The sequence below is a fragment of the uncultured Duncaniella sp. genome (assembly GCF_910578445.1).
Taxonomy (GTDB): domain Bacteria; phylum Bacteroidota; class Bacteroidia; order Bacteroidales; family Muribaculaceae; genus Duncaniella.
On record NZ_CAJTQC010000027.1, the window covers coordinates 12,520 to 39,392 of the forward strand.

The following is a 26,873-nucleotide window of genomic DNA, read 5'->3' on the forward strand; positions in this document are numbered from 1 at the left end:
CAAAATGAAACCAGACCAGTTACTTAGAGCCATATTGCGGGTCAATGTAAAAATCCGGTTGAACCGTTAAAAACGGGGCAGCTGCAAAACCCGGTTTGACCGCGCCCAATTTGGGTGCATGGTAAAAAACGGCGCATGGTTATCACCCAAAATGTCCACTCAGAACTTTTGCATTGCAATTCATCACCCAAAATGTCCAACCTGTCCTAATTCGCGTAGGTGAGCCGGTTTTGCATAAAAAAGGCTCAAACCAAAATAAAAAGCAGCTTTGATGAACACGGATTCATCAAAGCTGCTAAATTTTACTAATATTTAATCCATTATGGTTGTTTTACCAACCATTTTTGTCTATTATACCTTTTTTGATTCAGTCAGGCGACATCCAATCGTTCCTTGCCTCTGTGACATCCACACTTATCGGATTCATGAGGCTGACTGTCCGATGGCAGCATGGGTCTTATTTTTTTGCTGACCGTGACGGTGACCTGCAATCTTTCCTTTACGGCTCTTATCATGCTTCATCAAAGCCTTGCCACCATTCTGCTTTCCTCCACCATTGACATACATGTTTTCAAGGAAAACCACATACTGCTCAGGACCGATGATAGCCTTTACCTCTTCAAGATAAGATTTCTTCTCTGCACGACGTGCAGCCATACGGGCTGAATCATTGCGCTGTTTTGTCTCTTTACGGCTCTGAGCCTGCTGTTGGCGGGCAGCCTTACGCTTGCTGTCGAGCTGCTGAAGCTGCGACTTCTGCGAATCGCTAAGGTTGAGACCTTCAAATGGATTTACAGCCTTGCAGCAAGTACGTTTTTCATTCTTTTTGCATTTTACATTTTCCTTATTAAGCGGACATGTCTGATTTGACGGAGTCTGTGCCATACCGTTGAATGCAAAGAGTGATATTGCTGCAATTGCTAAACCTAATACTTTCTTTTTCATTTCTATTGTACTGTTTTATTTTTGTGTTTATTTCGTTTTGTTTGTCTGTTTGACCCCCACATCATCAAATCGTTTAACCCGGCCTGTAGTTTTAACCGTAATTTAACCATTTAGACCATAACCTCATAAATAATCACAAAAATGCACACCGCTGATTAAACCTTTTCGAAACGCCATATTTTCAGACCAATCGACCCCTTTTTTCCCCTTAATACCTATATTATATAGCAACCGCCGTCCGAATCAGCATTTCTGACTGCCGTCCGACAGTTTTTTCAGCGCATCCAATAACTCGCCTACGGATTTATGGCATATCCCGTCATTTATAGAATAGCCCGCTGCATCAGCCCTGATTATCACGTTCGGACTGCAATCATCCGTCACCGCAAGCCCCTGACGGGAAAGGGCTTTTCTGACCATATTGACATATGGCTGACATCCGGTGAGACCAACCGTTCCCGAAATCCTGTGGTTGATTCTGAACAAACCTGATTCAATGTCAAACACCACTCCGTCACGCTGGAAATACCTCCCCATATCGCCGTTCAGCGAAAGATCCTCGGGAGTCCCGATCGATACTCCGTGGGGCTTGTCAAGAAGCCATATCTTATCTGCAATCTGAAGCGCAAGTTCAAGATCATGGGTCGACAGAAATATAGTCTTATCCTTCTCCCTTGAGAGATTCTGAAGCAGCTGCATCACCTCCACTTTGCTCGGATAGTCAAGGAAGGCTGTAGGCTCGTCAAGGAATATGACAGGGGTCTCCTGCGCAAGAGATTTTGCAATCAACACCTTCTGTCGCTCACCATCGCTCAGCGTCTGGACCATCCGCCCTCTCAGCGCCTCTATGCCAACAAGCGCAATAGCCTCGTCGACAATTTCTCTGTCACGTCTATCCATGCGCCCCCAGAAACCTGTGTATGGACTGCGCCCCATCCCGACCAACTCTCCGACAGTCATGTTGCTGACACTCAACCTTTCAGTAAGCACAACACTTATCACCTTGGCAAGTTCTGAATCGGAATATTCGGTCAGCGCTTTCGAACCGATCATTATTTCTCCACGCAGAGGAGCGATGAAGCCGGTAAGCGTCTTCAGCAGCGTCGACTTGCCTGCACCGTTAGGACCGAGCAGACACGTCAGTTCACCCGAATACAACGACGCATTTATATCCTTGGTCACAGCGACACTGTCGTTCCTGACACAATAGCCAGTGTCAAGATGGCTCAGCCTTATGGTTTCCTGTTGATCAGCCATAGAATTTTTTCATTTCTTACAGATAGCGCACCGGCAAGAGAGCTATGACACTTTACGTCATTCCGATGCTTTTGGCGATTTCCGGCCTGCTCCACCCGGCCTACGGCCTCGGTTGTTGTTGCGTTTAGGCTTACCGGAATTGGCATTAGCCTCAGGTTTCGCCTGATTCTGTCTGCCGTCTTTTGCCTGAGTGGTGTTCCTTCCGGCTTGCTGACGGTTATTGGAATGCTGACGGTTGTTATTATGTTGGCGGTTATTATTACCTCCATGACCGTTTCTGCGGCCACCGGAACGATTGGCATTCTGCCGGCTGCGTTGCGCCGGATTATAGGCCGGAGCTTCTCCGAGTTCTGACGGAACATCCTGCTTCCTCACCTCATAGCCCAGAAACGACTCAATCTGACCGAATTTCGCCTGCTCGCGCTGACTGATGAGCGTGACAGCCATTCCGTCGGCATTCGCACGGGCCGTGCGGCCTATACGGTGGACATAGTCCTCAGCCTCATGCGGGACATCGTAATTTACCACCATCGATATATCATCGATGTCGATACCACGCGACAATATGTCGGTGGCCACAAGCACATCAAGCCGTCCTGCCCTGAAATCGTGCATCACCTGATCACGTTCGGCCTGCTCAAGATCAGAGTGCATCTCGCCGGTCTTTATCTTGGCCTTGCGCAGTTCACGGCTCAGCTCCTTAACCTTGAGTTTCGAGGACGAGAACACAATGACTCTTTGGGAATGCGCGGTTTTGAACAGATGGCGCAGGATACCGGTCTTCTGCCCTTCATGACAGACGAATGCCGACTGGTCAATCTTCTCGGTAGGACGCGAGACCGCAATCTTCACCTCGGCCGGATTATTGAGGATGGCCTTAGCCATCTGCTGGATTTTCGGAGGCATCGTGGCGGAGAACATCAGCGTCTGACGTTCCTTCGGCAGATGCTTGACAATCTGCATTATGTCGTCATAAAAGCCCATGTCAAGCATGCGGTCGGCCTCGTCGAGTATGAAATATGAAACCTTCGACAAATCGACATATCCCATCTGAAGATGGGCGAGCAGACGGCCCGGAGTGGCGATGACCACATCAGCACCCATCTTCAGTCCCCTCTGCTGCTGAGCGAAAGTCGCGCCGTCAGTGCCACCATAGATGGCCACACTGCTGACAGGGACAAAATAGGCAAACCCTTCCATCTGCCTGTCGATCTGCTGGGCAAGCTCGCGGGTCGGCGACATGACGATGCAGTTCACATAGTCCTTGGCTTCAGGAAGTTCGGCAAGGCGGTCGATTACAGGAAGCAGATATGCGGCAGTCTTTCCAGTGCCGGTCTGTGCGACCGCTATAAGGTCGCGGCCTTCAAGAATCACCGGGATGGCCTGTTCCTGAATCGGTGTACACTCGTCAAAACGCATCGCGTCGAGTGCGTCAAGAATATCGTCGCTAAGGTCGAGCTCGTCAAATCTCATATATGTGCATTGTGTCAATTAGGATGCAAATGTACTCAAAAGTTTCCGATACACAAAACACGCATCCACTGTTTGAAGCCAATAAAAAACGCCGTGGAGAGTATCTTCCCCCCCCACGGCATGCCACAATTATTATTCAACAATAATTAAAGTTTATCTTCTCCATACGTCAGAGGCTTTTCAGCCACGAGGTGATTTCGGAAAGCACATTGTCGTGATATCTGAATTTTTCACGATAGCCCCAACCGTGGCCGCCGGTCGGATAGACAATCAGCGAAGACGGCACACCGGCTTTGTTGAGTGCTTCGAAATAACGGAGACTGTTGGCCGGAACTACAGTCTTGTCGTCAGCGCTAAGGAGCATGAGAGCCCTTGGTGTAGCGGAATTCACCTGCTTTTCCGAAGAATAGGCTGTCTCAAGTTCTCCGGACGGATTCTCTCCCAGAAATCCCCTGCGAGAACCTTTATGGGTCAGGCCGGGGTCCATTGATATGACTGGATAAAACAATATCTGGAATGCAGGACGGCAGTTTTCGGTAGGATGGGTGGCCATTGTAGATGCAAGATGTCCTCCGGCCGATGAACCCATTATGCCTATGCTGTCGGGATGGAAACCCCATCGCGAGGCACTGTCGGCCATTATCTTGAACGCAGCGTCAACGTCGGCCATAGGGATGGTGTGGTCACCCTTGGGCATGGAATATTCAAGGACGGCATAAGCAAGACCAAGCTGATTGTAGAACGGCGCCCAATGGAATCCCTCGTGATTGACCGCGAGATGGGAGTATCCTCCACCGGGGAGCGCGACAAGCGCTTTTCCGTTTTCAAGTCCCGCTGGCGGAAGAAAGACCGTCATTTTAGGACTGTCAATTTCAATCACTTTGCCCTGTGCTTGGGCCGACAGGGACATCCCTGCCATTGACAATAAAATAGCTAACGATTTGATGAGATTCTTAAACTCCATATCTGTCTTGATTGTTTTTATACTAATATGATGAATGATATTGCATGACTGCAAATATACGACAAATTCCGCTGAATTCTAACAGATTTGCAGCCTATTCAGTATTCATTGCCAGACATATTCAGAATGAATTAAAACACACGGTCATGAAAACGAATCTTCTGAAGTCATTTGCCGTAGCGCTCGCCCTCAGCGCCACCACAATCCCGGCCTCGGCACAGTTTGACCTCAGCCGAATCATCAGCGCCGGGACAAAGGCTGTGCAGGCTGCTACTCTAACCGACGCCCAGATGGCGGCCTATGTGAAGGAGTCTGTCGACTGGATGGACAAGAACAATCCTGTGGCATCTGAAGATGATCCATACACGGTGCGTCTCAGAAAGATTACCGAAAACCTTAACGATGTCAATGGAATCCCATTGAATTTCAAGGTCTACAAGGTCACGGATGTCAACGCATTCGCGTGTGCCGACGGCAGTGTGAGAGTGTTTTCAGCACTGATGGATATGATGGACGATGACGAGCTGCTCGGCATCATCGGCCACGAAATCGGCCACGTGGCCAAGCACCATTCGAAAAACGCATTCCGCAATGCGCTGCTCGAAGACGCTCTTAAAGACGGGATAGCTTCGGCCGGGGGCGGAATGGCCGCTCTGACCGAATCGCAACTCATGCAGCTCAGCCAATCGCTGCTCAATGCCAAATATTCACAAAAACAGGAAAGCGAAGCCGACGACTATGGCTACGATTTCCTGAAAGAACACGGAAAGAACCCGTGGGGTATGGTTGACGCATTTGAAAAAATGCAGAAACTCGAACAGCAGTCGGGCAATTCAGGCGGCTATCTGCGCCAGATGTTTTCAGACCACCCCGACACGGCAGCACGAATCGAGCATATGACCGAACGTTGCGAAGCCGACGGAATCTCTCGCACCGGCGTTTATAAATCAAGTGGCACAACAATCAAGAGCGCCGGCAAAACCAAATCGCCCAAGAAAAAATCAGCACCAAAGACCAACCGCACTATCTCAGTGTCATTTTAGTGGCTTTATAAACAGCCCCTTAGAAATCATCCGACTATTAGACCCTGCAGCGATGTCAACCGACAAAGCGACGCAGGTCGGCGAGAGAGATACGGTTTTCATAGAGCGCCTTGCCTGTGATGACGCGCTTCATTCCGAGAGCGTCAAGCCTGATGATGTCGTCGATAGAGCTGACACCTCCCGAGACGGTGAAAATCACATCGGGAAACTCACGGTCAAGACGTTCATAAAGTCCGTAGGCCGGACCTTCAAGCATACCGTCCTTTGAAATATCGGTACATATAGCCTGAGTAAGCCCATGCGGACTGAAACGCCTGATAAGGTCGTCGATGGTGTCGGATGTCTCTTCCATCCATCCGCTGACGGCCACACGTCCGTCGCGCACATCCGCGCCCAACACAAGCCTGTCTCCGCCATATTCGTCAAGCCAACGCGCCATCAGCTCAGGCTGACGGGCGGCCACACTGCCGATTATAGCATAGGTTCCTCCGGCATTGAACACATCTTTAAGACTGCGGTCGGTCTTGATGCCACCGCCCCACTCCACTTCGACGCCATTGAGACGTGCAATCTGCTCAAGGGTGCGGAGGTTGCGCGGCGCGCTGGCCTTAGCGCCGTCGAGGTCAACGAGATGAATGCGTGTGAGACCGTTGTCGAGAAACAGTTTCGCCATATCGACCGGCGATGCACCGTAGTCGGTACAGCGGTCATAGTCACCTTGGCTGAGACGTACACATTTGCCGTCGATAAGGTCTATTGCAGGAATAACTTCAATCATTGTTCCGTGGATTCGGATATGTGGTTAAACAGATAGGTGATAAGTTTTCAGTAAATGGGGCATAGCCCACCATTTTTTCATTATAGCGCGAGGAAGTTTGCAAGAATCCTTTCGCCGACATCTCCGCTCTTTTCGGGATGGAACTGTGTGCCGTAGAAATTCTCATATTTCAGCGCCGCGCTGAACATTGTCGAACCATAGTGAGTGGTGGCTATGGTGTCGGGGCATAGCGGCGCATAGTAGGAATGGACATAGTAGACATAAGCGCCACGGTCAATCCCCTTGAGCAGTTTCGATTCGAGATTGTTGATGCGGTTCCAGCCGACATGAGGCACTTTCAACCCCTCCTCCTCAGGGAAACGGCGCACTTTGGCGTCGAAAATCCCGAGGCAGTCGACATCGCCCTCCTCCGAATGACGACACATCACCTGCATGCCGACACATATACCCAACACCGGGCGGCGCAAGTCCCTGATGAGCTGACATAAATCCCGTTCGCGCAGACGCGCCATAGCCTCGGCATCGTTGCCGACTCCCGGCAGAAGCACCTTGGAGGCATTGCGGATTTCATCGTGGTCGGCAGTGAGTTTCCACTCCGCACCAAGGCGGTCAAGGGCATTGCCTACCGAACGCAGATTGCCCATTTCATAATCAATCACAGCTATCATAACACACCTTTGCTTGATGGTAAGGAATAAGAAAAGACATCGCGGCGCACCGCCATGCGGAGCGCACGGGCAAACGCCTTGAACACTCCCTCAATGAGATGGTGGTTGTTTTCGCCACGCGCCGAGATGTGGAGATTGCAACGCATGGCCACACACAGCGATTTGAAGAAGTGCTTATACATCTCCGTGGGTGTATCGCCCACATATTCACGCGTAAACTCAACGTCCCACACGAAGTCGGCACGTCCGCCGAAATCAATCAGCACCATAGCCTTGCATTCGTCCATCGGCAGGACGAAACCATAGCGGTCAATGCCACGCTTCGAACCGAGAGCCGTGTCAATGGCCTGACCGAGAGCTATCGCCACATCCTCCATCGTGTGGTGCTCGTCGACTTCAAGATCACCCTTGCAGGAGAGGTCGAGCGAGATTCCGGCATGGTGGGGCAGCTGCCAGAGCATGTGGTCGAAAAATTTCAGTCCGCTGTCGATTGCCGACGGAAGATGCCCGTCGAGGTCGAGGGTGACCGAGATGCGAGTCTCCGACGTGTCGCGCTCAACCGTAGCGACACGGTCCGACGAGAGGATATGGCACGCAATCAGCTGCCAGTCGTCGCTGACCAGTCCGCAGCCGTCGGGACACTCCGACGACTCCGCCGGAGCAATGAGGATGCCACGCGCACCGAGATTGCGCGCAAGCTCGATGTCGGTCATGCGGTCGCCTATCACATAGCTGTTTGCAAGATCATAACTGCCGTCTGTGTAGCGGGTGAGCATCCCTGTGCGCGGCTTGCGTGTCGGAGCGTTATCCTCTGGGAAAGAGCGGTCAATGAGAATGTCGTCAAACGTGATGCCCTCGCCTGCGAGAGTCGACAGCATGCGGTTGTGGGCAGGCCAGAAGGTGTCTTCGGGGAACGAATCTGTCCCGAGACCATCCTGATTCGAAACCATCACAAGCTCAAACCCTCGCCCCATGAGCGAGCGAAGCCCCGAGATGACTCCGGGAATGAATTCAAGTTTCTCAAGCGAATCGATCTGCTCGTCGGCAGGCTCTTTGATAATCGTGCCGTCGCGGTCGATGAATATGGCTTTTTTTAACATCCGGATTATGTTTGGAGTTGAGTGTTTACAGAGACTGTTTAGGAGGCTGTTCAATAACAATAGTCAAACAACCTCTTAAAATTTTCGACCAATGAAATCACCCTGTCGTTCTCGGCAGGTGTGCCGACGGTGAAGCGCAGACAACCCTTGCAACCGGCCACCCGGTTACGGTTACGGACAATAACACCGTGGCCAATAAGATAGTCATACATCGCATCGGCATCGCTGACCTCGACAAGCAGGAAATTGGCATCGGAGTGATGAACCCTTCTCACCTGAGGCATGGCAGACAGCGCAGAGGCCAGACGACCGCGTTCAGCGACTATCTCGCTGACTTCAGGGTGTATATCAGTCGAAGCTATGCGGCGCAAGAGTTCTTCCTGCGTAGGTCCGTTGACATTGTAGGGATATTTCACCCGTGCGAACAATCCGGAAATCTCAGGCGAGGCAAAGGCCAGTCCCATGCGGAGAGAGGCCATGCCCCATGCCTTCGAAAATGTTTGCATGACAATTAGATTGGGGTAAGCGTCAAGTACATTGAGCAGCGAAGGATATGGCGAGAAGTCGACATATGCCTCATCGACCACCACCATACCATCAAATCCGTCAAGAAGGCGGATTATGTCGTCGGGCGCAAAAGCATTGCCCGTCGGATTGTTGGGCGAGCATATCCACATCACCTTGCTGTTGCTGTCGGCAGCGGCAAGCAGAGCATCGACCGGGAGCGAATAACCCTCGCCGAGAGCCACCTTGCGCAGTTCGACATCATTGATGTCGGCGCTCACCTCATAGACCCCATAGGTCGGAGAGATGGAGATGGCATTGTCGACACCCGGACGGCAAAAAATACGGTAGACCAAATCAATAGCCTCGTCACTGCCCGCGCCACCGATAAATATCCTGTCCTCCGCGACACCCTTCAGCCTCGCAATGGCCTGCTTGAGTTTTTTCTGATGCGGGTCGGGATAACGGTTCAGTCCGCTCGGATAGGGACTCTCGTTCGCATCGAGCCAGACCGATATGTCGCCACCCTTGAACTCATCGCGGGCTGTCGAATAGGGTTCGAGTGCCAGAATGTTGGGACGCACGAAGTCAAGTGGATTTTTTTTCATCGGAATATTTTGTGTATCGGAATATTTTTATGTGTAGTCTTCAGGATTTCTGTCCCTCAGCGATTCTCACTTTGACAGCCAGCGCATGCGCGTCGAGCCCTTCGGCCTCGGCCATAGCCACGATTGTCGGCGCGAGCAGTCCAAGCCCCTCGCGTGTGAGCTCCTGATAGGTTATCTTGCGCATGAAACTGTCGAGGTTCACACCGCTGTATGAGCGCGCCCAAGCCGCCGTGGGGAGCGTATGGTTCGTTCCCGACGCATAATCTCCGGCACTTTCGGGCGAATAGTTGCCGATGAACACACTGCCTGCAGCGCGGACTTTCGAAGCGAGAGCCCAAGCGTCGCGCATAGATATTATAAGGTGTTCGGGAGCATAGGCGTTGACGAAATCCATCATATCGTCATTGTCGGTGAAGACGATCAGACGGCTGTGTGACAGCGAGCCTTCGACCGACTCCGTGCGGCTCAGGCAGGTCATGAGACGGCTGACTTCCGCATCGACCTTGCGCGCCGTCTCCTCTGAATCGCAGACAAGTATGGCCTGACTGTCGCGTCCGTGCTCGGCCTGCGAAAGAAGGTCGGCTGCGACAAATGTGGCGTCGGCCGAACTGTCGGCCATCACAAGCACCTCACTCGGACCGGCAGGCATGTCGATGGCCACCACCGAACTCAACTTCTGTTTGGCCTTGGTCACATAGCGGTTGCCCGGACCGAAAATCTTGTCGACACGACCGATGGTCTCAGTGCCGAGCGCCATAGCGGCGATAGCCTGCGCTCCGCCTACGCGATAAATCCGGTCAATGCCACAAACCGAAGCCGCATAGAGGATTTCCGGGGCTATCGGACGGTCGCCGCTCTGAGGGGTGCACAAGATGACTTCACGGCATCCGGCAATCTTAGCCGGACACGCAAGCATCAGCACCGTCGAGAACAGAGGAGCCTGACCGCCGGGGATATACAGCCCGACGCGGTCAATGGCAACCGGACGCTGAAGGCATCTCACACCGGGAAGCGTGGCGACATCGACCTCCCCGGGCATCTGGGCTGCATGGAATTTGGATATGTTTTCCTTCGCAAGCCCTATGGCAGCCTTGACCTCATCGCTGACTCGGGCACATCCTTCGGCTATCTCGGCCTCGGAGACTTCAAGCGCCCCGACATTGCAGCGGTCAAACTTCAGAGCCATTTCGCGCAAGGCTGTGTCGCCTTTAGCCCTGACCTCAGCAATGATTGCACCGACAGCCTCATCGACGGCGGGATCGTCGGGTATGTTTCGCTCGGTCAAAGCCGCCCATTCGGAGCGTGGCGGATTGATAAACGTCTGCATATCAGCTATTCCTTTATTATTTCACGATGTTTTCAAGCACAAGCACGAGTATATCCTCCGCTCCGATTGCCTTGAGGCGTTCGATGCGCTCCCACAACTGCGATTCGGGAATCACTGCGTGGAGCGAAAGCCATTCGGGATCAGCGAGATGGAGAATCGTCGGACTCTTCATTCCGGGAAGCACCTTAAGGGCATCGTCAAGCGACGATTTCGGGATGTTCATCAGCACATATTTCATGCCGCGGCTCTCGATGATTGAACGGAAGCGGAAACAAAGCTTCTCGAGTTCATCGCGCTTTTCATCCGACAGTCCCGGCGATGCAATCATCACCGCCTGCGAATCAAGCACGCTTTTCACCTCGACAAGCCCGTTCTGAATCAGAGTGCCACCCGAGGAGACAATATCAAAAATAGCATCAGCCATTCCGACGGCAGGAGCAATCTCGACAGAGCCTGTAATCGTGTGGATTTTTGCATTTATTGAATTGGCCTTCAAAAAGCGGGAGAGGATTTCAGGATATGACGTGGCGATGCGTTTTCCGTTGAACCATCCGAGGTCTCGATAGTCGGCCTCACGCGGCACTGCGAGGCTCAGACGGCATCCGCCGAAACCAAGGTCAAGCACACGCTCGACCTCAACACCTTTTTCCTCCACTTCGTTAAGCCCGACAATTCCGATGTCGGCAGTCCCCATGGCAACAGCCTGAGGTATGTCGTCGTCACGCAACAATAACAAGTCAACAGGGAAACCCTTGGCATGGGCTATTAACGAACGGCTTCCAACAGAAGCCGAGATGCCGGCATCGGCAAGCAGAGCCATGGTCTTCTCGTTGAGACGACCCTTGGCCTGAATAGCAATTCGTAACATATAAGTATCTTTTCCTTAAAATTTGGAGTGCAAAGTTAGCCTTTTTAATTTAAATTTTCATTAAAATAACAATATTTATTGTCATCTTTACATAAATATTTCACGTAGGTTCTTATCAGAGAAAATCTTATTTATGCCTTTTTACAACAAGCACACAGGACGATTGGTTAGATTTTAGAGGGGATTTAATAACAATAGTTTTTGCATTACCGCACCTTTTCGCCTGCTGTCGACAGCTATCTTTGCAGAAACAACCTGTAAGCGACAAAATCACACCACAATGAAAAACAGCGAAAACACGACGGCCAACAACCACGAAAAGAAAACTCAAAAAAAGCCGAAACCGGTCTGGGACAAACCTGTCTCGAAAGCCTTCTATGCCAAGCTCACAGCAAAGGTTGAAAAAATAATTGACTGGATGCTATATAGCACCGGCTTCAGACACGAAATGATGCGAATCATAGACCAATATCTTCTCGATGGCTCGTGTCCAAGCTACAGATGGTGTGACCCGGCCATAATGGGTGCATTCTGCGCCCTGCGTGCCGAAATCGACGAGGCCATCGACCGCTCGGCGCAGGCACGTCTACGCGCAGCCCGTCGGCGTGAGCTCAGAGAGGAAGCAAAGAAAGCGGAACTGTCGCTCTGCCAAAATCTCCAATCTGCCGATGAAGAAACTCCTTTTATCCAGCCAATTGAAAAATCCTTGCCATTCAACGAAAATACCCTTAAAATTCCATTGCCGGTTCAGGAATAATTTTATAAATTTGCGACTATTAAAATGGGTTAAAAAACAAATTCCTGCCCAACAACGCATACAAATTCACAATGAGACGAAAAACAAGAAACACATTGCACCGGCGCGAGGAGATTGAACAAATCTATAATACGCCGGCCAATTTACGATTGAAACATATCGCCATCGGTGTGATTTGTGTAGCAATTATCCTCATGGGAACAGCCGCTCTCCTGATAGACGACATCTCAGATACAATGTTGCTCGTCATGCGTGGATGCGCCGGATTGTGTGCGATTCTATTTGTCATTATTGTAGGGATTCTGACATACCGCGTAAACAGTACCCATATTCGTCAACGATTCAGAAAAAAAGATGATGAGCAGGCATAGCTCAATCAACCGGTTAAGCTGAATCCTAAGAGGGTTTGATTACCTTTAGATCTATCACTAAAATTTCAACTAACGCAGCGCTATGGCTATAGACAAATTTGAACTAACCCGAAAAATTGCAGAAGAACTGAACGAAGAAATCGGTTTGCCTACAATTCTTATCTATCCTGACAAAGAGAAGGAAATCACTCTCACAAGCAGTAAATTTGGCGGTTTACCCTATTGGGACAACATACTACCCTATCCTACGGACAACAAAGGGAACAAACTGAAACTTCTCGCCCAGTTTAATCTTGGAGAAATATCGGAAGCCTGTCATCCGTGTGGTGGTGTGCTCCCCGAAAACGGAATGCTACAGTTTTTTATCCTGCCTGAAGAGGATTGTTTCTACGGTTCTGATTTAGACGATTATACCAATCAGAATCTTTTCCGTGTCATCTACCATCCCTCAATCAATCTAAATATCACGGCCGAGGATATTCTGAATCTGGATATTCCGACAGTATCCGCATCAGAAAATGACCTTGAACCAATCTCGGGTGAAATAGGACTTGACTTCGATATTGAGAAGAAAGCATCGCTTGAACAGGACGGTTTTAAAGACATGTTCATCGCCAAGGCTCGCGAATATGGCTGGAAATTAGAGAATGAGGACGACGGTAGCGAGGACATCGAGGATTTGTGTGACTGCCTTGATGAAGATGTCTATTCAGAACTGTTGGATTGTTCATCGTATGACGATAGCTGCCTCTTGGGCTATCCGTCCTTTACTCAATATGACCCCAGAATTGACGATGAACGCTATTCGGAATATGACACGCAATTATTCCAGATGGGAAGTTATCAAGATGAAGATGAGGATGAAACTGATTTCATAGCCATGTGGGGCGACATGGGAATTGCCCACTTCTTCATAAACCGCGATAAGCTCATTAAAAAGGACTTCTCAGATATAATGTATTATTGGGATTGTTACTAATCAAACTTTATGACAATCCATCCACTCATCACTCTGCTATAATCCACATTACCCACCACTTTGCATTCCTGCCGCTTTGACTCTTAAGAGCCGGCAGGAATGCAAATGAAATAAGAGGCTTTTTTTAATCACTATTTATACCCATGAATATACGTGCATTATCATTGGGACTGGCTACACTGTGGCTCGGTGCGTCGGCCGAAAAAATCGATGTCACTTCGTTCAGATACCAAGGACCTTTTGTTGTCAACCCTCCGGTGATGGTCGACAGCGTCGATGTCAATTCCAAAAAATTTGACCGCACCTCGCTGCTTGCGACCCCCATTTCGCTCAAAACAGCCGCAAACGGCCGGGAAATCACAGGCGATGTCGTGCTTGGCTCAAATCGCGATGCAATCCATCTGCTGAACTTCTCGATTGACAACGAACGCTATGTCACCGCCACGCTCAAAATCGACGGTCTGCGCCACCACGAAGTGTATCTCGACGGCAAGAAGCTCGACGGCGACAAACTCACGCTCACCCCGGCCACTCATAATGTGACCATCAAATGCCTGACCGACAATTCATCGGCCGATTCACTGCATGTCGCTATCGAGAGTGAACATCCCGGGCTTATGAAAATCAACAGCGGTGTCGAAAAGCGTCGTTTCACCCTCAACGACGTGATGACCGGAAAACGTTTCAGCTCATCCACTCTTTCGCCGAGCGGCAAATATCTCCTCCGCTCCTATTATTATACACACGACGGCGGAGCTAACACATTTTCATTTGACATCTGCGATTTCGCTTCAGGCCGCGTATTGGCAAAGCGCACTAAATCGCTACGCTGGATGCCCAAAAGCGACCGTCTGTATTACACACGCTACGTCGACGGAAAACTCCAGCTTGTGACCGTAGACCCGGCCAACGGAAGCGAGACTGTCATAGCTAATGATGTGCCTGAGAGCTACTTCACAATCTCACCTACAGAAGATTTTCTCATATACACCCGTCATCAGGAAGGGCCTAAGGAGAAAAACGCCGACCTCTACGAAATCGTCCATCCCGAGGACCGTCAGCCGGGATGGCGCAACAGAGGGACGCTCATGAAATATGATTTCGCCACAGGGATGTCGACTCCTCTGACTTTCGGCAACCGAAACACGGGTCTATGCGGTCTGTCGGACGACGGACGGAAACTTCTCTATCAGGTTTCGGAATCACGCCTTGAGAAGCGCCCAACCACCCTCACGTCGCTCTATCTTCTCGACCTGTCCGACAATTCAGTCATGACACTCGTCGAGAAGGAAGGATTTTTCGGCGGAGCTATCCTCTCGCCCGACGGGACAAAAGTGGCTCTCATCGGTTCGCCCGAAGCATACGGTGCTGTCGGACGCAATCTGCCTGACGACCGCATCCCGAGCATGTATGACAACCAGCTCTACGTGCTCGATGTAGCCACAAAAGCCATCACTCCGCTTACCCGCGATTTTGATCCATCGGTCGACAATGTGAAGTGGAACCGCAACGACGGCAACATATATTTCATCGCCAGTGACCGCGACAGGCGTTCGCTGTTCCGTGTCAATCCCTCAAGCGGAAAAATAGACAATCTCAATGCTAAAGAGGACTATGTGATGTCGTTCTCCCTCTCGAATGGAAGCAACGACATGGTATATGTCGGACAGGGAGCTGTCAATTCCGACCGCCTCTATTCACTCAACACGAAGACCCTTCGCCAGAACCTCATCGAAGACCTCAGCGCCGAACGCCTCGACGGTGTGATGCTCGGAGAATGCAAGCCTTGGATTTTCAAGTCGTCGCGCGGCGACAGCATCTGCGGCCGCTACATTCTTCCGCCCGACTTCGACCCGACGCGTAAATATCCGATGATCGTGAACTACTATGGCGGATGCTCGCCGACAAGCCGCACATTCGAAAGCCGCTATCCCCACCACGTATATGCCGCACACGGCTACGTGGTGCTCGTCATCAATCCAAGCGGAAGCGCGGGCTTCGGACAGGAATTCGCATCGCGCCATGTCAATACGGCAGGCGAAGGTGTGGCCGAGGACATCATCGACGGCGTGAAACAATTCATCAACGCTAATCCTTGGGTCGATGCTTCGAAAATCGGCTGCATAGGCGCGTCATACGGCGGATTCATGACTCAATATCTCCAGACAAAAACCGACCTGTTTGCAGCCGCCATATCCCACGCAGGCATCAGTGACCACACGAGCTACTGGGGAGAGGGCTACTGGGGATACTCCTACAGCGAGGTAAGCATGGCAAAAAGCTATCCTTGGAGTCACTCGGAGCTTTATGTAAAGCAAAGTCCGCTCTACAACGCCGACAAAATCCATACGCCGATACTTTTCCTCCACGGTGATTCCGACACCAACGTGCCGTTCGGTGAGAGCATCCAGATGTACACGGCGTTAAAACTCCTCGGACGCGAGACCGCATTTGTGGCCGTAAGAGACGCGAACCATCAGGTGACCGAGTTCAACAAACGCAAGCAATGGCAGGAGACCATTTTCGCTTGGTTCGCAAAATATCTTCAGGACGATGAATCGTGGTGGGAATCGCTATATCCCAAAAAGTCTCTCGACTGAGAAAATAGCACGATAGCAAAGTCAGATTTCTGTCAGACTCAAAGCCACGCATTGACCCGCTCACGTATAGCGGCCGATTCGCTCAGCATTCTGACAAACTCACGCATAGACCGCTTGCGGTAACTGTCGCGAAGGGTGTGGACGCAGCCTGTCATCTCGTTTAAAGGAACATCGAGTGGCACTGCCTTCACATCCTTCACGTTGTGTATGGTGGCCTCGGCAAGCACAGTTGCAAGCCGGCTTCCGCTTATCAGTTTAAGCAGTATGTTGACTTCGTTAAGCTCGATTTTCACTTTCATCTTGACACCGCGCGCCGAACTTATGGCATCGAAATAGTTGCGGGCCTGAAGTCCGCGCGAAGGAAGCGCCAGATCATATTGGGAAAGCTCGTCGAGCGTCACCTTCTGCCGCGACGCGAGCGGATGGGCAGAATTGACAATGACGGCAAGATAGTTCTGGAACAGGACATGCGACTCAATTTCGTCGGTCGACAGCCGTGGACGGAACGCAAGCACAAAATCCACCTCACGTTCGGTCAGCATCTCCATCAGTTCGGAAACAGGCTTATAGAATATATTGAGCTTCACGCCGGGATAAAGCTTCATGAAGTCAATGATTGTCTCTGTCAGTATCGGGCTGAAGGAATAGGTCACGCCGATGTTCAACGTTCCGGCAAGCAGCTCGCGCAGGTCGTTCATGCGGTCAAGACAAAGCTGCGAGTCATGGAGCGTCCTGACCGCATAGGGCAGCAGCTCGCTTCCCGCTTCGGTGAGACAGACACGGTGGCTGTCACGCTGGAAAAGAGGAGAGCCGAGTTCCTGCTCAAGCTGTTTGATCTGTTGCGACAGGGTGCTCTGTGTGATGAACAGCGCACGGGATGCCTCGGAAAAGTTAAGCGTTTCCGCGACCTTGACGAAATATTTCAGTTGACGGAGTTCCATAAGTCAGACGAAGTGATGATGCAAATGTAATGATTAAACGTAATATTCCGCCCCTATCGTGTGGCCTGAAATGAAATGTTTTTGAACAGGAAGATTGGGATGGTGGCGCCGATGACCATGCCGAGGAGGATGAACAGACATGTGAAACCGTTGCTCGCAAAGAGATAAAAATAATGGCTGAACGTCCCCTCGCCTCCCTGATAGATGCACATCACAAGGCCTCCGAAGGTCTTGTAGGCATATATTCCCGGAATCATGGGGAGCAGCGACGGAAACAGGCAGGTCTCGGCAGGTGTCTTCGCCACGGGAGAGAGCAATACGGCAAGTATCCCGACGAGCAAGGCCGCAATAGTGCTGGCGATAACGATGTGCAGTCCGAGCACCGACGGTTGCATCATCAGAAAACGCGCCGAATGGCCTATGGCGGCGATGAGCGCACAATACAGATAGGCTCTTTTCGGAGGGTTGCTTATGGCAGCGAAACCGATAGCAGCTATCGCCGCAAAAAATCCGTCTTGAAGAAATTCAATTAGCATCGTGATGAGATGAGTCGCAAAAAAATTGTTGTGTGGATGGATAACGGTAATCAGAACATTCCGAGGTTCATCATGAGAAGACCTCCGCAAAGTCCGATCGACAGGCAGCATGTGAGAATCACGGCGTGGATGAACCGGCAGAATGAACAGATGTAGTGACCGGCAAGCATGTCGCTGAACGAGTTGAGAAACGGAATGCCGGGGACAAGGTAGAGCACACTCGTGCCGACAGCAATCTCAGGAGTAGTGCCGAGATGGAAAAGAGCGTCGCTCGCACCGAGTACCGACGACACAAATGCACAGAGAATGAACACCAGACGCATGTCGGCCTTATGCTCGCACAACACCTGCTTCAGATAATAGCCTGCGATTGTGGAGAGAAAGACGACGGCAACCGCAGACCAGTCGCCGGTGAAAAGGCGACAGAAAGAGGCATTGGCCAGTGAGGCAAGAAGGAGAACGAGATTTTTGTTGGCCGGCGGCGTGCGGATGATGCTTTCAAACTGCTCTTTAGCCTCCTCAAAGTTTATTTTCCCGTCGGCAAGCGCCCAGCTCAGTTCACTCAGACGGGTATTGATGTCGAAACTGATGGGAAGTGTGCGCGTTGCCGTAATATACGTGTAGCTGTCCGATTTGTCAGGCAGGCAGACGGAGAGATGAATGTGGCGCGGAAGAATGGTCATCACAACACCGCAGCCAAGAGCTTCGGCCATGCGCATGACATTGCGTTCGAGACGGATACACGTCGCACCGCAGCCGAGCAGCCACGCCGAATATTCCGATATGAAAAGACAAATCTCTTTAAGTGAATGAATTTCGCCTCCACAGACACATCCTGCCGTGGCTACCGGAACAGCCGACGTGGCGGAAGCATCGTCAATCCTCGTCATCATAAATATCTTCTTCTTTTTTTACGAGCCTGTCACCCGGAACGAAAAATTCCTCTCTCTCACTGCCCATCTCGAAAATGCGGACGTGGCGACGCGAGTTATTATAGGTCTTGTGGCAGATTCTTACTATAATCAGTGCTGCCATCGCAAAGGCAATCACACACCAAGTAATCAGAGGGACATTAAGTGTAATCATTTTTCTGGTCGTTTTAAATTTTCTGCAAAGTAAACAACCTTCACACATTAATTCCTATCACCGGCTAATGAAAGTTTCGATAGCAATTATAGAACGAAACAATTGTTAAAAATGTTCAACAAAGATTTCGTAACTTTGCAACCGATTGCAGGCGTCACGACCGTGGCCACGAAGCCTGCCGATGTGTTAACAACAAGAACTATAGACAGATATGATACGACAGATTGAATTCACTCTGCGCGCCTATCCGCGCGGAGTCCACCTCGTGACAGGCGATGTGATGAGAGAACTTCCTGAACTTCCTGAATGCGGACTGCTTAACCTGCTGATAAAGCACACATCGGCGGCCCTCGCTCTCAATGAGAACGCCGACCCCGATGTGCGCCATGACCTCAACGCGATATTCAACCGCCTCGTGCCTGAAAACGCTCCGTTCTATCTCCACACCGACGAAGGCTCTGACGACATGCCCTCACATGCAAAATCAGTGCTCGTCGGCCCTTCGCTGAGCCTTCCGATTTCGCGCGGACGCCTCAACCTCGGGACATGGCAGGGAATCTATCTCTGTGAATTCCGCGACTATGGCGGTCCGCGAAAAATCGTGGCGACAATCCTATCATAAAGTCCGCAAAATCAATAAAATATAAACCTTGAAAAACTCGCATCAGACATATTCACAGACGCTTCATTTCCGACAAAGCTGCGTCTGAGCCTTTGTAGGACGATTTGCGTGGCTGGAACGAATAGCTGAGTGTCAGGGCTATGTAGCGGTTATCGTAGGTCTGTCGCTTGACCATGTCGACACCGTAGCTTCTCAGCCTCCAGCCGTCACGGTGGCTGTTGAATATGTTTGATGCGGACACTTTGACAGTCAGCGATTTGCCAAGGAACGACTTCTGGATTCCGGCATCCATCATGAAAGGCTTTGATTCAGACAGCTGAGTGTGGATATATCCGCTGCTCTGGCCGTAGAGGTTGGCTGTCAGAAGGATTCCGAACGGAAGCGAGAGCGTGTTGTCGAAATACCATGAACAGATTGGTTTGTCATATCTCTCCCCGCTGACTTCGAGCCACTGAGGGTTAAGGCCCAACGTCACAGCCGGTTGCCAGCAGCCAATGCGTTTCTGCCAGACGAAATAGAGCCATGCCGCCGACACATTGAAATTGACAGGCTGGAAAATCAGCTGAAGATTATCGGCCGGGTAGACGCGCTTGATAAATCCGTAGGTGTCGAACGAGCGCCGGAATGTGGCCTGCATAATAAAATCGCCCATCATGCCGAGAAGCTGCACCTGATGACAGCGGCCGTCGCGCAAAGCAGGATTGCCGCCCTCGATTTCGTGGATACCCGTGTAGGAAAGTCCGTCGGGAAGACTTGAATAGGGAGGTAGCTCGGTGAAACTTTTATAGCTGAGTGACAGCGATTTCGAGCCGTCGTCGGAGAAGCCGTAGGACAGCGAGATATCGGGCGTAATGAAATTGTCGCGACGCGACAGACGGTCGTCACGCTTGCCGTCAAGCCGATAGATGAAGTTTTTGTGTTCGTAGCGCATTCCTGCGGTGAGCCCGAGTTTCCCGAATGTCGCCGAATAGCTCGCGAATCCGGCCAGAGAGGTCTGGGCGACCTGCGAGAGCGACGAGGGGATATAAGAGCCGACCTTGTCGTTCAGCATCCTGTAGTCAAGTCGTGTCGCGGTGTAGGAATCTTCAGTGCCTATGACAAGCGAACCTTTGGGGAGTGGCCGTGAGTAGGTCAGTTTTCCTGCATAGAGGCGCGAGACGCGATGCTGTGTGGAAGTTACATCGGGATAACGGTCTGACAGAGCGTAGGCAGTTGTGGTGGAGCTATGTGTGTTACGGTCGATGAGAGAACCGTCGAAATGTATTCGGCCTCCGGCTGCAAACGTCTTGTCGAGATAGAGCTGTGCGTAGTGGTTGGTAGCGCTGATGCGTTGGGTTATATTGCGTTCAATCAGCGGATTATCATCAAGCCACTCAGAGCCGTGGTTTGAAAAATGGCCGTCCTCACGCAACACTCTGTACCAAGCGCCAAACGAAAGCGAACCAAATGTCTGATTGAAACCGAATTTGGCACTGAGATTGTTGGATGGTCTGCGGACCGACTGGCTGCTGCCTACCACCGTCGGTTGTCCTTCATAGTCAAGCGAATTGACCGTAGCACCACGCATCACCGAATTGTTGTGAGCAGCTATTCCAGTGGCAAACAGCTCGGTAGCTCCACGGAAGAAATAGCGCAGATTGAGCATCTCATAGCCGGTGAGCGACCGCGCCGCCTTCCCATGAAGCTCATCGTCGAGGCTGAGCCCTTCGATGAAAGTGCGGCGTGTGGTGATTTTCAACACCGCGCCGACAGTCGCATCATATTCCGCTCCCGGAGCCAGAATCAGCTCGACATTGCGGATGTTACGGCTGCGGAGTGTCCGCAGGTCGAAACTGTCGCTGACAGGACGGTTGTCGATATAAATCAATGGCGAGCCTTTGCCGTGGACGCTGACCTCATCGTCCGCGACCTTTATCATCGGGAGCTGAGAGAGGACATCGAGGGCGTTGCCAAGGTTGGCAAGAGGCGTTCCGGCGATGGTCGAAACAAGTGAGTTGCCGACGAGGCGCGTCGATTGGTTGCGTGCGGTCACGACCACTTCGCCAAGTTCACGGACAAGGCTGTCGGATGGCTGGGAAAGGTTGACTGAAGGTTGTTGTGAATGCGCCGTGAAGGCGACTGACAGAATAAAAATGAACAGTAGGATAACTTTTGACATAAGCATTGAATGTGGGTTGAATTGCTTATGCAAAGTTAGGTCAACAGGGCGGAATTATGGCAATCGTCAGTCTGACATTCGCATATATACAACACTATATATCAAGATATTACACCGATACCTATTCATTTTTTCTGACCATCGGCAAAAATAGAGGCCAACGGCTCGGAATATTCGGCTGAGAGGGAGGAAATCTTGGCTTTCAGACGTGATTTGCGTTTATAGATGACATCAATCTTTTCTTCGAGCAACAGAGCGATTGCACGGTTTGAAAATCCGCATGCGAGATAGACGGCAAGCGCATAGTCGGCAGGCTTGATGTCGGGAAGAGCCGTGCGGATGGTCACGAGCAACTGTCCCCTACCCTCGTTGACCGCGTTTTCGAGCCGGGCGAATGTAGAGCTGTCAGCACGTAAGGCTTCGATTTCGGCCTTGACCTGATTGACAATGGCAGTCTTCTCGACCTTAGTCCCCTGCGATTCGTAGTATGTGCCACACAGACGGTCGATAAGCTCGAAGCGTGAGCCGAAAAGCTGAGCCACGGAGTCGCGCAGGACAGAATTGTCCGTAGCCATTCCGCGCAACGATGCTGCCTCGGCAAGCAGCGCATCGGTTTCCGCTTTCTTCAGACGCAGACGGCTATAGAGCCAGACGATGATTGCTATAGCGATTGTCAAAACAATGACGGCAAGACATGCGAAAGTACGACGTTCCTGACGCTCGCGATACAGTGTGTATTCCCTTACTTTCTGAAGGTATCTCGCACTGAGCAGAGGGTCTGTCGCGGATTCCGGCACACTTTTTCCAATAATCGCCATGCGAATATCCTCGGCCTGCCGCCACTCGGCTGAATCGCCGTGAAGACGGTAGTAGTCAACGGCAATATTTATTATAGTGTCGGATGGCGCTACGAGCCTGTTGCGGTTGATCGCTTGGGAATATAACAAAGCCCATCGGGCAATGGTAGCGGAGTCGGATAGCTCAGAGACATCAATTGCACTCAGACGCTCAAGCGCTTTGTCGGGCGACAGTTCCATCTCGTCCTGCGCACGGTCAAGCTCATGACGGTAGCTGTTGCTGACCGAACAGGCGGTGGCTACAAAGAGGATGGCTATATAGAGCAGAAAACGCATAGTGATAATGGTATCAAGGATGGGTATCAGCAAAGTGATGATGCAAAAATAATGATTATTGCTGAAAATCATAGTAATTCCGATTGCGAATTCAACAGGCCGATTTCAAAATCAGCGATTCAGATGTCTTCTAATCCGAAATTCAACATAGACACTATAAATCCGTAGTTTAGTGAAAGTTTTAGAGCTATTTGTGAGACAGCATTTATCGAACCATATCGCAGACTAAAGAGAGAGTTGTAAAGTGAACTGCACCCCAAAAGTTTTTTTATCTAACTTTTGGGGTGCAGTTCACCTCCATCTTTCAAGGCCACACCCTGCATTTTATCCATGCCCGGTATGGGTTCTACCCACAAACCGACAAGTTCTTGGTCTGTGTATTTTGTAATTGTTGTATGGCAAGAGACAAAGGCAAAAGCAGCGGCTAAAAACAACAGTGCTTCTCTCATGTCAGAAATCTTCGAAATAGATAACTTAGTTTTCATTCATACGCTCCAGTTCCATCACCACATTTCCTCCGGCAGAGAAAAGCAGCAGATTGCCATTTAGCGAAATACCGAAACTGCCCACCTGTTCAAATGCTGTAGAAACATCCTGTTCCGTGGTCATATCAGGGCAAGCCATTCTGGTGGAAGCTACATTTGAAATGGTGAGGGCGTTTTTCTCCCCACCTTTGATGCCACCTGAAAGACGATTACATCCGGCAAAAGCAGAAATACGGCTGTTATCCGTATCAAAGTTTACGAATGGGGATTCATCGGGAACGGAAATGTTTTTGCCGAATACGGAAACGATACGCCATTTGCCCTTGATGTCGGAAAGAGGGACTGCATGGAAACGTCGCTCCATTTGCAGAAGAGGTTTCTTGTTCTTGTCGCAAAGCGCCATATGTTCCTTGTCTAAAAATTTGACACTCTCCACTGAATCTAAAGCTTGGAGAACGCTCTGTTCCAGCTCCATATCAGGACAGGCCATCATGGTCGAAATCATCTGCCCAAATTCTATTTGTCCCTTCTTGCCATTGAAATCAAAACTACCCCCAATATTGTTGCAACCGGAATTTCCGTAAACACGGTTTTCCTTGGTATCGAAACCGATATAAGGACTGTTGTCAGCCTTAATGGCCGAGCCGTTGACATCTGTGATGGTCCATTCGCCTTCAATCATAGAAGACGAGGATGTAGCGTGGCGCGTAACTTGGCAAGATGTAAGCAATGTAATCCCTGCCATTGCAACAGAAAAGACTTTCCTATTCATTGTTTTTTATTTGTTTATGTTCTTCTATACGTTAAATCGAAAACCAGCTAAAGAATCCGTGTCGTGACCGAACTATAATGAAATATATTTAGTTTGCAAAAACAGACAGTCAATTACCTTTATAGCATCAATGTTGAATTTCAGGTATCCATCTATCTAAATTAAAATATTATTCGTCCTTTTGTCGACATTGTTTTCTCGAAGCTTCATAATATGAAATGTCGTATTCCCGAAATCTTGCATGAAAAAACAAAAAAAATTTACAATAATCTCACATTACCACTGATAACCAATGATATACAATCTTAAATTTAAAGAAAATCATGTGGCTTTGAAATTGAAGATGGGGCGTATGACAGAGTCGATGCTGACGGTATCGCCGATATTGGCTATTATTTCATCGGCCGGCTTGTAGGCCATCGGAGACTCGTCGCGGGTGAAATCATTGACCGACTCGGAATATATGCCCTGCATCGAAGCCTTGAAGTCGTCGATTGAAATCTTCTCATAGGCCTGAGTGCGGCTCAACACACGCCCTGCACCATGGGGCGCCGAACAGTTCCAGTCGGGATTTCCCTTGCCTGTGCAAAGCAGCGAACCGTCGCGCATGTTAAGCGGAATGATGCAGCGCTCACCCTCCGAAGCAGAAATCGCGCCCTTGCGGATGATGTTGTCGTCACTTATGTAGTTGTGGACCGATTCAAACTCTTCGGTCACCTCGACATCAGGGAAAAATTTCATGAGCAGGCGTGAGATGAGTTTGCGGTTGAGCACAGCCCAACGCTGACACAGACGCATGTCGTGGAGATATTGCCGGCGCGTCTCGCCTTCGACATAACAGAGCACGGACGGAAGGGACGGCACAGCCATCTGACGCGCTTTGCGCATCTTCCCGATGACAGCCTGCAATTCCGACCGGCGTCCGGCTGCCTTGTATTCCTCGATCGTGCGTATGACGGATTCCTCAAACTCATCCTCTCCGGCTGTCAGATGCCTGACCGCACGAGCCTGATAAATGTCGGCCACCTGCTTGCCGAGGTTTCGCGAGCCGGTATGAATCACGAGATAGACGTTTCCATCATCGTCCTTGTCAAGCTCGATGAAATGATTGCCACCGCCCAGAGAGCCGATGGCCTTCTTTATGCGGGCTGTGTCCTTGAGCTCACGGTAGCAAAAAAGTTCGGTGAGGAGCTGCTTTGCCTCACGATATGTCTCCATTTCGTCAACACCAAGCGGCGTGAAGCCATATTTATCCTCACGCACCCTCATGCCGGAAGGGACGTTGGCGAGAATATGCTCATTGAAAGCATGGAAGTCGATGTCGGAGAGACGGCCAAGCTTGAGGATGCGCATACCGCAACCGATGTCGACGCCGACGATATTGGGGATAACCTTGTCGCCAAGGTTTCCGGTGAAACCGATGACACAGCCCGCACCTGCATGAACGTCGGGCATGATGCGTATTTTCTTGTCGGAAAACACGTCGATGGAAAGCAGTTCATTAATCTGAGCCAAAGCATTGGCCTCAATGTTGTCGGTGAAAATTTTCACGTCGTGACCTTCTATTGTCTTCATAATTCAGGGTATATTTATCGTTATGACAGCAAAGTTAGACACGGTGTGCGCAACCATTCTGCGCACATGATTTTTTTATTTATTTTTTCATTATCCGGCAGCCTCATCACGATAGCGGTCAGCAGCCCTGATGACACTTTCGGCCACTTTCGCACGAAGTTCAGGTGGCTCAATGACCTCGGCATGACCTCCATAGCCAAGAATGAGACGCACAAGCTCATTGTTGATGACGACCCTCAATGAGAACCTGACACTACCGTCGCTGAAGCGCTGTTCCACTTTCTGCGATCGGTGAAAAGGCTTCGACTCGACGTAGGGAGCCTGAACGGAGTCAATGTCAATCACAACGTGGCGAGGCTTGTCGCCGATCTGACGTGTAACACCGATGGTGTCGTCAAAAAAATGTTCAGGGTCAAACCCGACACACTTTCTGAAAGGATGCTCATGGTCGAATGTGACCGAGTGGATGCGGTCGAGCGCGAATATGTTGACATAAGGTGCGCGGTTCGTCGATTTCTCCCCGACAAGAAACCAACGGTTGCGATATTCTTTCAACAGATAAGGATAGACGGTCAAGATGTCAGGACGCGACGCTCTGAACGACTGATATTCAATCATGATTGTCCGGCGTTTACGGACAGCATCGTATATAAAGCCGATGAATCGCGCTCCGCGATAGCCGGCGACATGTTCCATATCCATCGCCGGGACTGACGCGCCTGTCTGGCGTGAAATCTGCTCGTTGAGTTTACTGATGGTCTCGATCGACGAGGCCAGTTGAGGAAAGCCCTGAAGCTGACGGAGAATATCAAGGGCCGAATTTAGCGCATCAAGACCCTCGTCGTTGAGCGGAAGATGGGTGATGCTGAAATCCGGGTCTTCATATTCGTAATATTTATTGTCGCGGACGACAATCGGCGCATTATATCCAAGACGGTCACTCCGCATCAGCGCGAGGTCGTTTTGAAACGTGCGCCGGCTGACCGGATTGGTTCTCCCCTCGAACTCCGCCAGCGCATCGGTGCAGGCTTCAATGAGGTCACCGATTGTCCATCGGCGATAACGGTTCTGAAGACAACGGTCAATGGTTGAAATCCTGATGAGAGTGGCTCGGTTGATTGGCATAGGGATTTAGAGGCTATATCCGGACATAGTGGTCGTACATTTGTACGGTTAAATGATTTTGAATAATTTTATCTTCAAATATCAGGCATCACAAGCATGGAATAAGGCAGATTAGTGGGTGGCAAACCCCGTGATTAACGTTCGGTCCCCATGCTTTTACATCTAAAGACTGGATAGTTCGTTGGGGCGGTGAAACCG

At 50.5% G+C, this 26,873-nt stretch carries 26 protein-coding genes; 6 read left to right on the top strand and 20 right to left on the bottom strand.

The genetic code is table 11. The features are described 5' to 3' along the window. Window positions 1-423: 423 nt before the first annotated feature. From QZ311_RS10245 to QZ311_RS10260, 4 genes are all read right to left on the bottom strand, one after another. Entirely contained in the window at window positions 424-945 is a 522-nt protein-coding gene (locus QZ311_RS10245) for a hypothetical protein (protein ID WP_297067390.1), read from the bottom strand. A 243-nt stretch (window positions 946-1,188) separates the two neighbouring features. After that, entirely contained in the window at window positions 1,189-2,202 is a 1,014-nt protein-coding gene (locus QZ311_RS10250; protein ID WP_297067393.1) for an ABC transporter ATP-binding protein, read from the bottom strand. A gap of 57 nt (window positions 2,203-2,259) precedes the next feature. Further along, the gene (locus tag QZ311_RS10255) at window positions 2,260-3,675 is read right to left on the bottom strand and encodes a DEAD/DEAH box helicase (protein WP_297067396.1); all 1,416 of its coding nucleotides are present in this window, start codon (window positions 3,673-3,675) and stop codon (window positions 2,260-2,262) included. Between the two features lie 169 nt (window positions 3,676-3,844). Beyond that, window positions 3,845-4,594, bottom strand: coding sequence for an alpha/beta hydrolase (locus QZ311_RS10260; protein ID WP_297067399.1), 750 nt, complete (start codon window positions 4,592-4,594; stop codon window positions 3,845-3,847). Between the two features lie 191 nt (window positions 4,595-4,785). On the opposite strand from QZ311_RS10260, the gene QZ311_RS10265 reads away from it, so the two are divergent. Then, window positions 4,786-5,682 (top strand): M48 family metallopeptidase, encoded by an 897-nt coding sequence (locus QZ311_RS10265; protein ID WP_297067402.1) that lies wholly within the window; start codon window positions 4,786-4,788, stop codon window positions 5,680-5,682. Window positions 5,683-5,737: 55 nt separating this feature from the next. On the opposite strand, the gene hisA is transcribed toward QZ311_RS10265, so the two are convergent. From hisA to hisG, 6 genes are all read right to left on the bottom strand, one after another. Next, complete coding sequence (gene hisA, locus QZ311_RS10270) at window positions 5,738-6,460, bottom strand: 1-(5-phosphoribosyl)-5-[(5-phosphoribosylamino)methylideneamino]imidazole-4-carboxamide isomerase (RefSeq protein WP_297067404.1); 723 nt, start codon at window positions 6,458-6,460, stop codon at window positions 5,738-5,740. An 80-nt stretch (window positions 6,461-6,540) separates the two neighbouring features. Then, on the bottom strand, window positions 6,541-7,128 hold the full coding sequence (gene hisH / locus QZ311_RS10275) for an imidazole glycerol phosphate synthase subunit HisH (RefSeq protein WP_297067407.1): 588 nt from the start codon (window positions 7,126-7,128) through the stop codon (window positions 6,541-6,543). After that, window positions 7,125-8,228: a bifunctional histidinol-phosphatase/imidazoleglycerol-phosphate dehydratase HisB gene (gene hisB / locus QZ311_RS10280; RefSeq protein WP_297067409.1), complete on the bottom strand. Its 1,104-nt coding sequence runs from the start codon at window positions 8,226-8,228 to the stop codon at window positions 7,125-7,127. Before hisB ends, hisH begins: the two co-directional genes overlap by 4 nt. Before the next feature lie 50 nt (window positions 8,229-8,278). Continuing rightward, window positions 8,279-9,340, bottom strand: coding sequence for a histidinol-phosphate transaminase (gene hisC, locus QZ311_RS10285; RefSeq protein ID WP_297067412.1), 1,062 nt, complete (start codon window positions 9,338-9,340; stop codon window positions 8,279-8,281). Window positions 9,341-9,380: 40 nt separating this feature from the next. Then, entirely contained in the window at window positions 9,381-10,667 is a 1,287-nt protein-coding gene (hisD, locus tag QZ311_RS10290) for a histidinol dehydrogenase (protein ID WP_297067414.1), read from the bottom strand. A gap of 16 nt (window positions 10,668-10,683) precedes the next feature. Then, on the bottom strand, window positions 10,684-11,535 hold the full coding sequence (gene hisG, locus QZ311_RS10295; RefSeq protein WP_297067419.1) for an ATP phosphoribosyltransferase: 852 nt from the start codon (window positions 11,533-11,535) through the stop codon (window positions 10,684-10,686). Between the two features lie 280 nt (window positions 11,536-11,815). Between hisG and QZ311_RS10300 the strand changes: the two genes are divergently transcribed. The 4 genes from QZ311_RS10300 (at window position 11,816) to QZ311_RS10315 (ending at window position 16,242) form a co-directional block, all read left to right on the top strand. Further along, a complete protein-coding gene (locus QZ311_RS10300) occupies window positions 11,816-12,292 on the top strand; it encodes a hypothetical protein (protein ID WP_297067422.1) in 477 nt (158 codons plus the stop codon). A 71-nt stretch (window positions 12,293-12,363) separates the two neighbouring features. Then, window positions 12,364-12,663 carry a hypothetical protein gene (locus tag QZ311_RS10305; RefSeq protein WP_297067425.1) on the top strand — a complete coding sequence of 100 codons (300 nt, stop codon included), beginning with the start codon at window positions 12,364-12,366 and terminating at the stop codon, window positions 12,661-12,663. A gap of 82 nt (window positions 12,664-12,745) precedes the next feature. Further along, window positions 12,746-13,642, top strand: coding sequence for a YwqG family protein (locus tag QZ311_RS10310; RefSeq protein WP_297067428.1), 897 nt, complete (start codon window positions 12,746-12,748; stop codon window positions 13,640-13,642). 143 nt (window positions 13,643-13,785) lie between these two features. Beyond that, window positions 13,786-16,242 carry a S9 family peptidase gene (locus QZ311_RS10315; protein WP_297067430.1) on the top strand — a complete coding sequence of 819 codons (2,457 nt, stop codon included), beginning with the start codon at window positions 13,786-13,788 and terminating at the stop codon, window positions 16,240-16,242. Window positions 16,243-16,280: 38 nt separating this feature from the next. On the opposite strand, the gene QZ311_RS10320 is transcribed toward QZ311_RS10315, so the two are convergent. The 4 genes from QZ311_RS10320 to QZ311_RS10335 are packed head-to-tail and all read right to left on the bottom strand — an operon-like array spanning window position 16,281 to window position 18,805. Then, window positions 16,281-17,183, bottom strand: coding sequence for a LysR substrate-binding domain-containing protein (locus tag QZ311_RS10320; protein ID WP_297067433.1), 903 nt, complete (start codon window positions 17,181-17,183; stop codon window positions 16,281-16,283). A gap of 53 nt (window positions 17,184-17,236) precedes the next feature. Then, a complete protein-coding gene (locus QZ311_RS10325) occupies window positions 17,237-17,719 on the bottom strand; it encodes a threonine/serine exporter family protein (RefSeq protein WP_297067436.1) in 483 nt (160 codons plus the stop codon). 50 nt (window positions 17,720-17,769) lie between these two features. Continuing rightward, window positions 17,770-18,612, bottom strand: a complete 843-nt coding sequence (locus QZ311_RS10330; protein ID WP_297067439.1) for a threonine/serine exporter family protein — start codon at window positions 18,610-18,612, stop codon at window positions 17,770-17,772. After that, window positions 18,596-18,805: a hypothetical protein gene (locus QZ311_RS10335; RefSeq protein ID WP_297067443.1), complete on the bottom strand. Its 210-nt coding sequence runs from the start codon at window positions 18,803-18,805 to the stop codon at window positions 18,596-18,598. The genes QZ311_RS10330 and QZ311_RS10335 overlap by 17 nt, the downstream gene beginning before the upstream one ends. A gap of 211 nt (window positions 18,806-19,016) precedes the next feature. Here QZ311_RS10335 and QZ311_RS10340 point away from each other — a divergent pair, with 211 nt between their 5' ends. Beyond that, a complete protein-coding gene (locus QZ311_RS10340) occupies window positions 19,017-19,427 on the top strand; it encodes a secondary thiamine-phosphate synthase enzyme YjbQ (protein WP_297067446.1) in 411 nt (136 codons plus the stop codon). 52 nt (window positions 19,428-19,479) lie between these two features. Here the strand turns inward: QZ311_RS10340 and QZ311_RS10345 are convergent, their stop codons facing one another. The 6 genes from QZ311_RS10345 to QZ311_RS10370 all read right to left on the bottom strand — a co-directional run bounded on the left by QZ311_RS10345 (window position 19,480) and on the right by QZ311_RS10370 (window position 26,675). Continuing rightward, entirely contained in the window at window positions 19,480-21,585 is a 2,106-nt protein-coding gene (locus QZ311_RS10345) for an outer membrane beta-barrel family protein (protein WP_297067449.1), read from the bottom strand. 125 nt (window positions 21,586-21,710) lie between these two features. Further along, the gene (locus tag QZ311_RS10350) at window positions 21,711-22,718 is read right to left on the bottom strand and encodes a hypothetical protein (protein WP_297067452.1); all 1,008 of its coding nucleotides are present in this window, start codon (window positions 22,716-22,718) and stop codon (window positions 21,711-21,713) included. A gap of 272 nt (window positions 22,719-22,990) precedes the next feature. Further along, entirely contained in the window at window positions 22,991-23,203 is a 213-nt protein-coding gene (locus QZ311_RS10355; RefSeq protein ID WP_297067455.1) for a lipocalin family protein, read from the bottom strand. Next, the gene (locus QZ311_RS10360) at window positions 23,193-23,885 is read right to left on the bottom strand and encodes an META domain-containing protein (RefSeq protein WP_297067458.1); all 693 of its coding nucleotides are present in this window, start codon (window positions 23,883-23,885) and stop codon (window positions 23,193-23,195) included. Before QZ311_RS10360 ends, QZ311_RS10355 begins: the two co-directional genes overlap by 11 nt. Window positions 23,886-24,296: 411 nt before the next feature. Next, window positions 24,297-25,550 (bottom strand): RtcB family protein, encoded by a 1,254-nt coding sequence (locus QZ311_RS10365; protein WP_297067460.1) that lies wholly within the window; start codon window positions 25,548-25,550, stop codon window positions 24,297-24,299. A 90-nt stretch (window positions 25,551-25,640) separates the two neighbouring features. Next, window positions 25,641-26,675: a WYL domain-containing protein gene (locus QZ311_RS10370; protein WP_297067462.1), complete on the bottom strand. Its 1,035-nt coding sequence runs from the start codon at window positions 26,673-26,675 to the stop codon at window positions 25,641-25,643. Window positions 26,676-26,873 lie beyond the last annotated feature (198 nt).

Bases quoted from the DNA above. Each gene is read 5' to 3' on its own strand.
- QZ311_RS10340 (WP_297067446.1), top strand. From the start codon at position 19,017: ATGATACGACAGATTGAATTCACTCTGCGCGCCTATCCGCGCGGAGTC.
- QZ311_RS10260 (WP_297067399.1), bottom strand. From the start codon at position 4,594: ATGGCAGGGATGTCCCTGTCGGCCCAAGCACAGGGCAAAGTGATTGAA.
- QZ311_RS10265 (WP_297067402.1), top strand. From the start codon at position 4,786: ATGAAAACGAATCTTCTGAAGTCATTTGCCGTAGCGCTCGCCCTCAGC.
- QZ311_RS10355 (WP_297067455.1), bottom strand. From the start codon at position 23,203: ATGAAAACTAAGTTATCTATTTCGAAGATTTCTGACATGAGAGAAGCA.
- QZ311_RS10370 (WP_297067462.1), bottom strand. From the start codon at position 26,675: ATGCCAATCAACCGAGCCACTCTCATCAGGATTTCAACCATTGACCGT.
- QZ311_RS10320 (WP_297067433.1), bottom strand. From the start codon at position 17,183: ATGGAACTCCGTCAACTGAAATATTTCGTCAAGGTCGCGGAAACGCTT.
- hisB (WP_297067409.1), bottom strand. From the start codon at position 8,228: ATGTTAAAAAAAGCCATATTCATCGACCGCGACGGCACGATTATCAAA.
- hisH (WP_297067407.1), bottom strand. From the start codon at position 7,128: ATGATAGCTGTGATTGATTATGAAATGGGCAATCTGCGTTCGGTAGGC.
- QZ311_RS10300 (WP_297067422.1), top strand. From the start codon at position 11,816: ATGAAAAACAGCGAAAACACGACGGCCAACAACCACGAAAAGAAAACT.
- hisD (WP_297067414.1), bottom strand. From the start codon at position 10,667: ATGCAGACGTTTATCAATCCGCCACGCTCCGAATGGGCGGCTTTGACC.
- QZ311_RS10310 (WP_297067428.1), top strand. From the start codon at position 12,746: ATGGCTATAGACAAATTTGAACTAACCCGAAAAATTGCAGAAGAACTG.
- QZ311_RS10350 (WP_297067452.1), bottom strand. From the start codon at position 22,718: ATGCGTTTTCTGCTCTATATAGCCATCCTCTTTGTAGCCACCGCCTGT.
- hisA (WP_297067404.1), bottom strand. From the start codon at position 6,460: ATGATTGAAGTTATTCCTGCAATAGACCTTATCGACGGCAAATGTGTA.
- QZ311_RS10330 (WP_297067439.1), bottom strand. From the start codon at position 18,612: ATGATGACGAGGATTGACGATGCTTCCGCCACGTCGGCTGTTCCGGTA.
- QZ311_RS10305 (WP_297067425.1), top strand. From the start codon at position 12,364: ATGAGACGAAAAACAAGAAACACATTGCACCGGCGCGAGGAGATTGAA.
- QZ311_RS10245 (WP_297067390.1), bottom strand. From the start codon at position 945: ATGAAAAAGAAAGTATTAGGTTTAGCAATTGCAGCAATATCACTCTTT.
- QZ311_RS10250 (WP_297067393.1), bottom strand. From the start codon at position 2,202: ATGGCTGATCAACAGGAAACCATAAGGCTGAGCCATCTTGACACTGGC.
- QZ311_RS10365 (WP_297067460.1), bottom strand. From the start codon at position 25,550: ATGAAGACAATAGAAGGTCACGACGTGAAAATTTTCACCGACAACATT.
- hisG (WP_297067419.1), bottom strand. From the start codon at position 11,535: ATGTTACGAATTGCTATTCAGGCCAAGGGTCGTCTCAACGAGAAGACC.
- QZ311_RS10345 (WP_297067449.1), bottom strand. From the start codon at position 21,585: ATGTCAAAAGTTATCCTACTGTTCATTTTTATTCTGTCAGTCGCCTTC.
- hisC (WP_297067412.1), bottom strand. From the start codon at position 9,340: ATGAAAAAAAATCCACTTGACTTCGTGCGTCCCAACATTCTGGCACTC.
- QZ311_RS10325 (WP_297067436.1), bottom strand. From the start codon at position 17,719: ATGCTAATTGAATTTCTTCAAGACGGATTTTTTGCGGCGATAGCTGCT.
- QZ311_RS10255 (WP_297067396.1), bottom strand. From the start codon at position 3,675: ATGAGATTTGACGAGCTCGACCTTAGCGACGATATTCTTGACGCACTC.
- QZ311_RS10360 (WP_297067458.1), bottom strand. From the start codon at position 23,885: ATGATTGAAGGCGAATGGACCATCACAGATGTCAACGGCTCGGCCATT.
- QZ311_RS10335 (WP_297067443.1), bottom strand. From the start codon at position 18,805: ATGATTACACTTAATGTCCCTCTGATTACTTGGTGTGTGATTGCCTTT.
- QZ311_RS10315 (WP_297067430.1), top strand. From the start codon at position 13,786: ATGAATATACGTGCATTATCATTGGGACTGGCTACACTGTGGCTCGGT.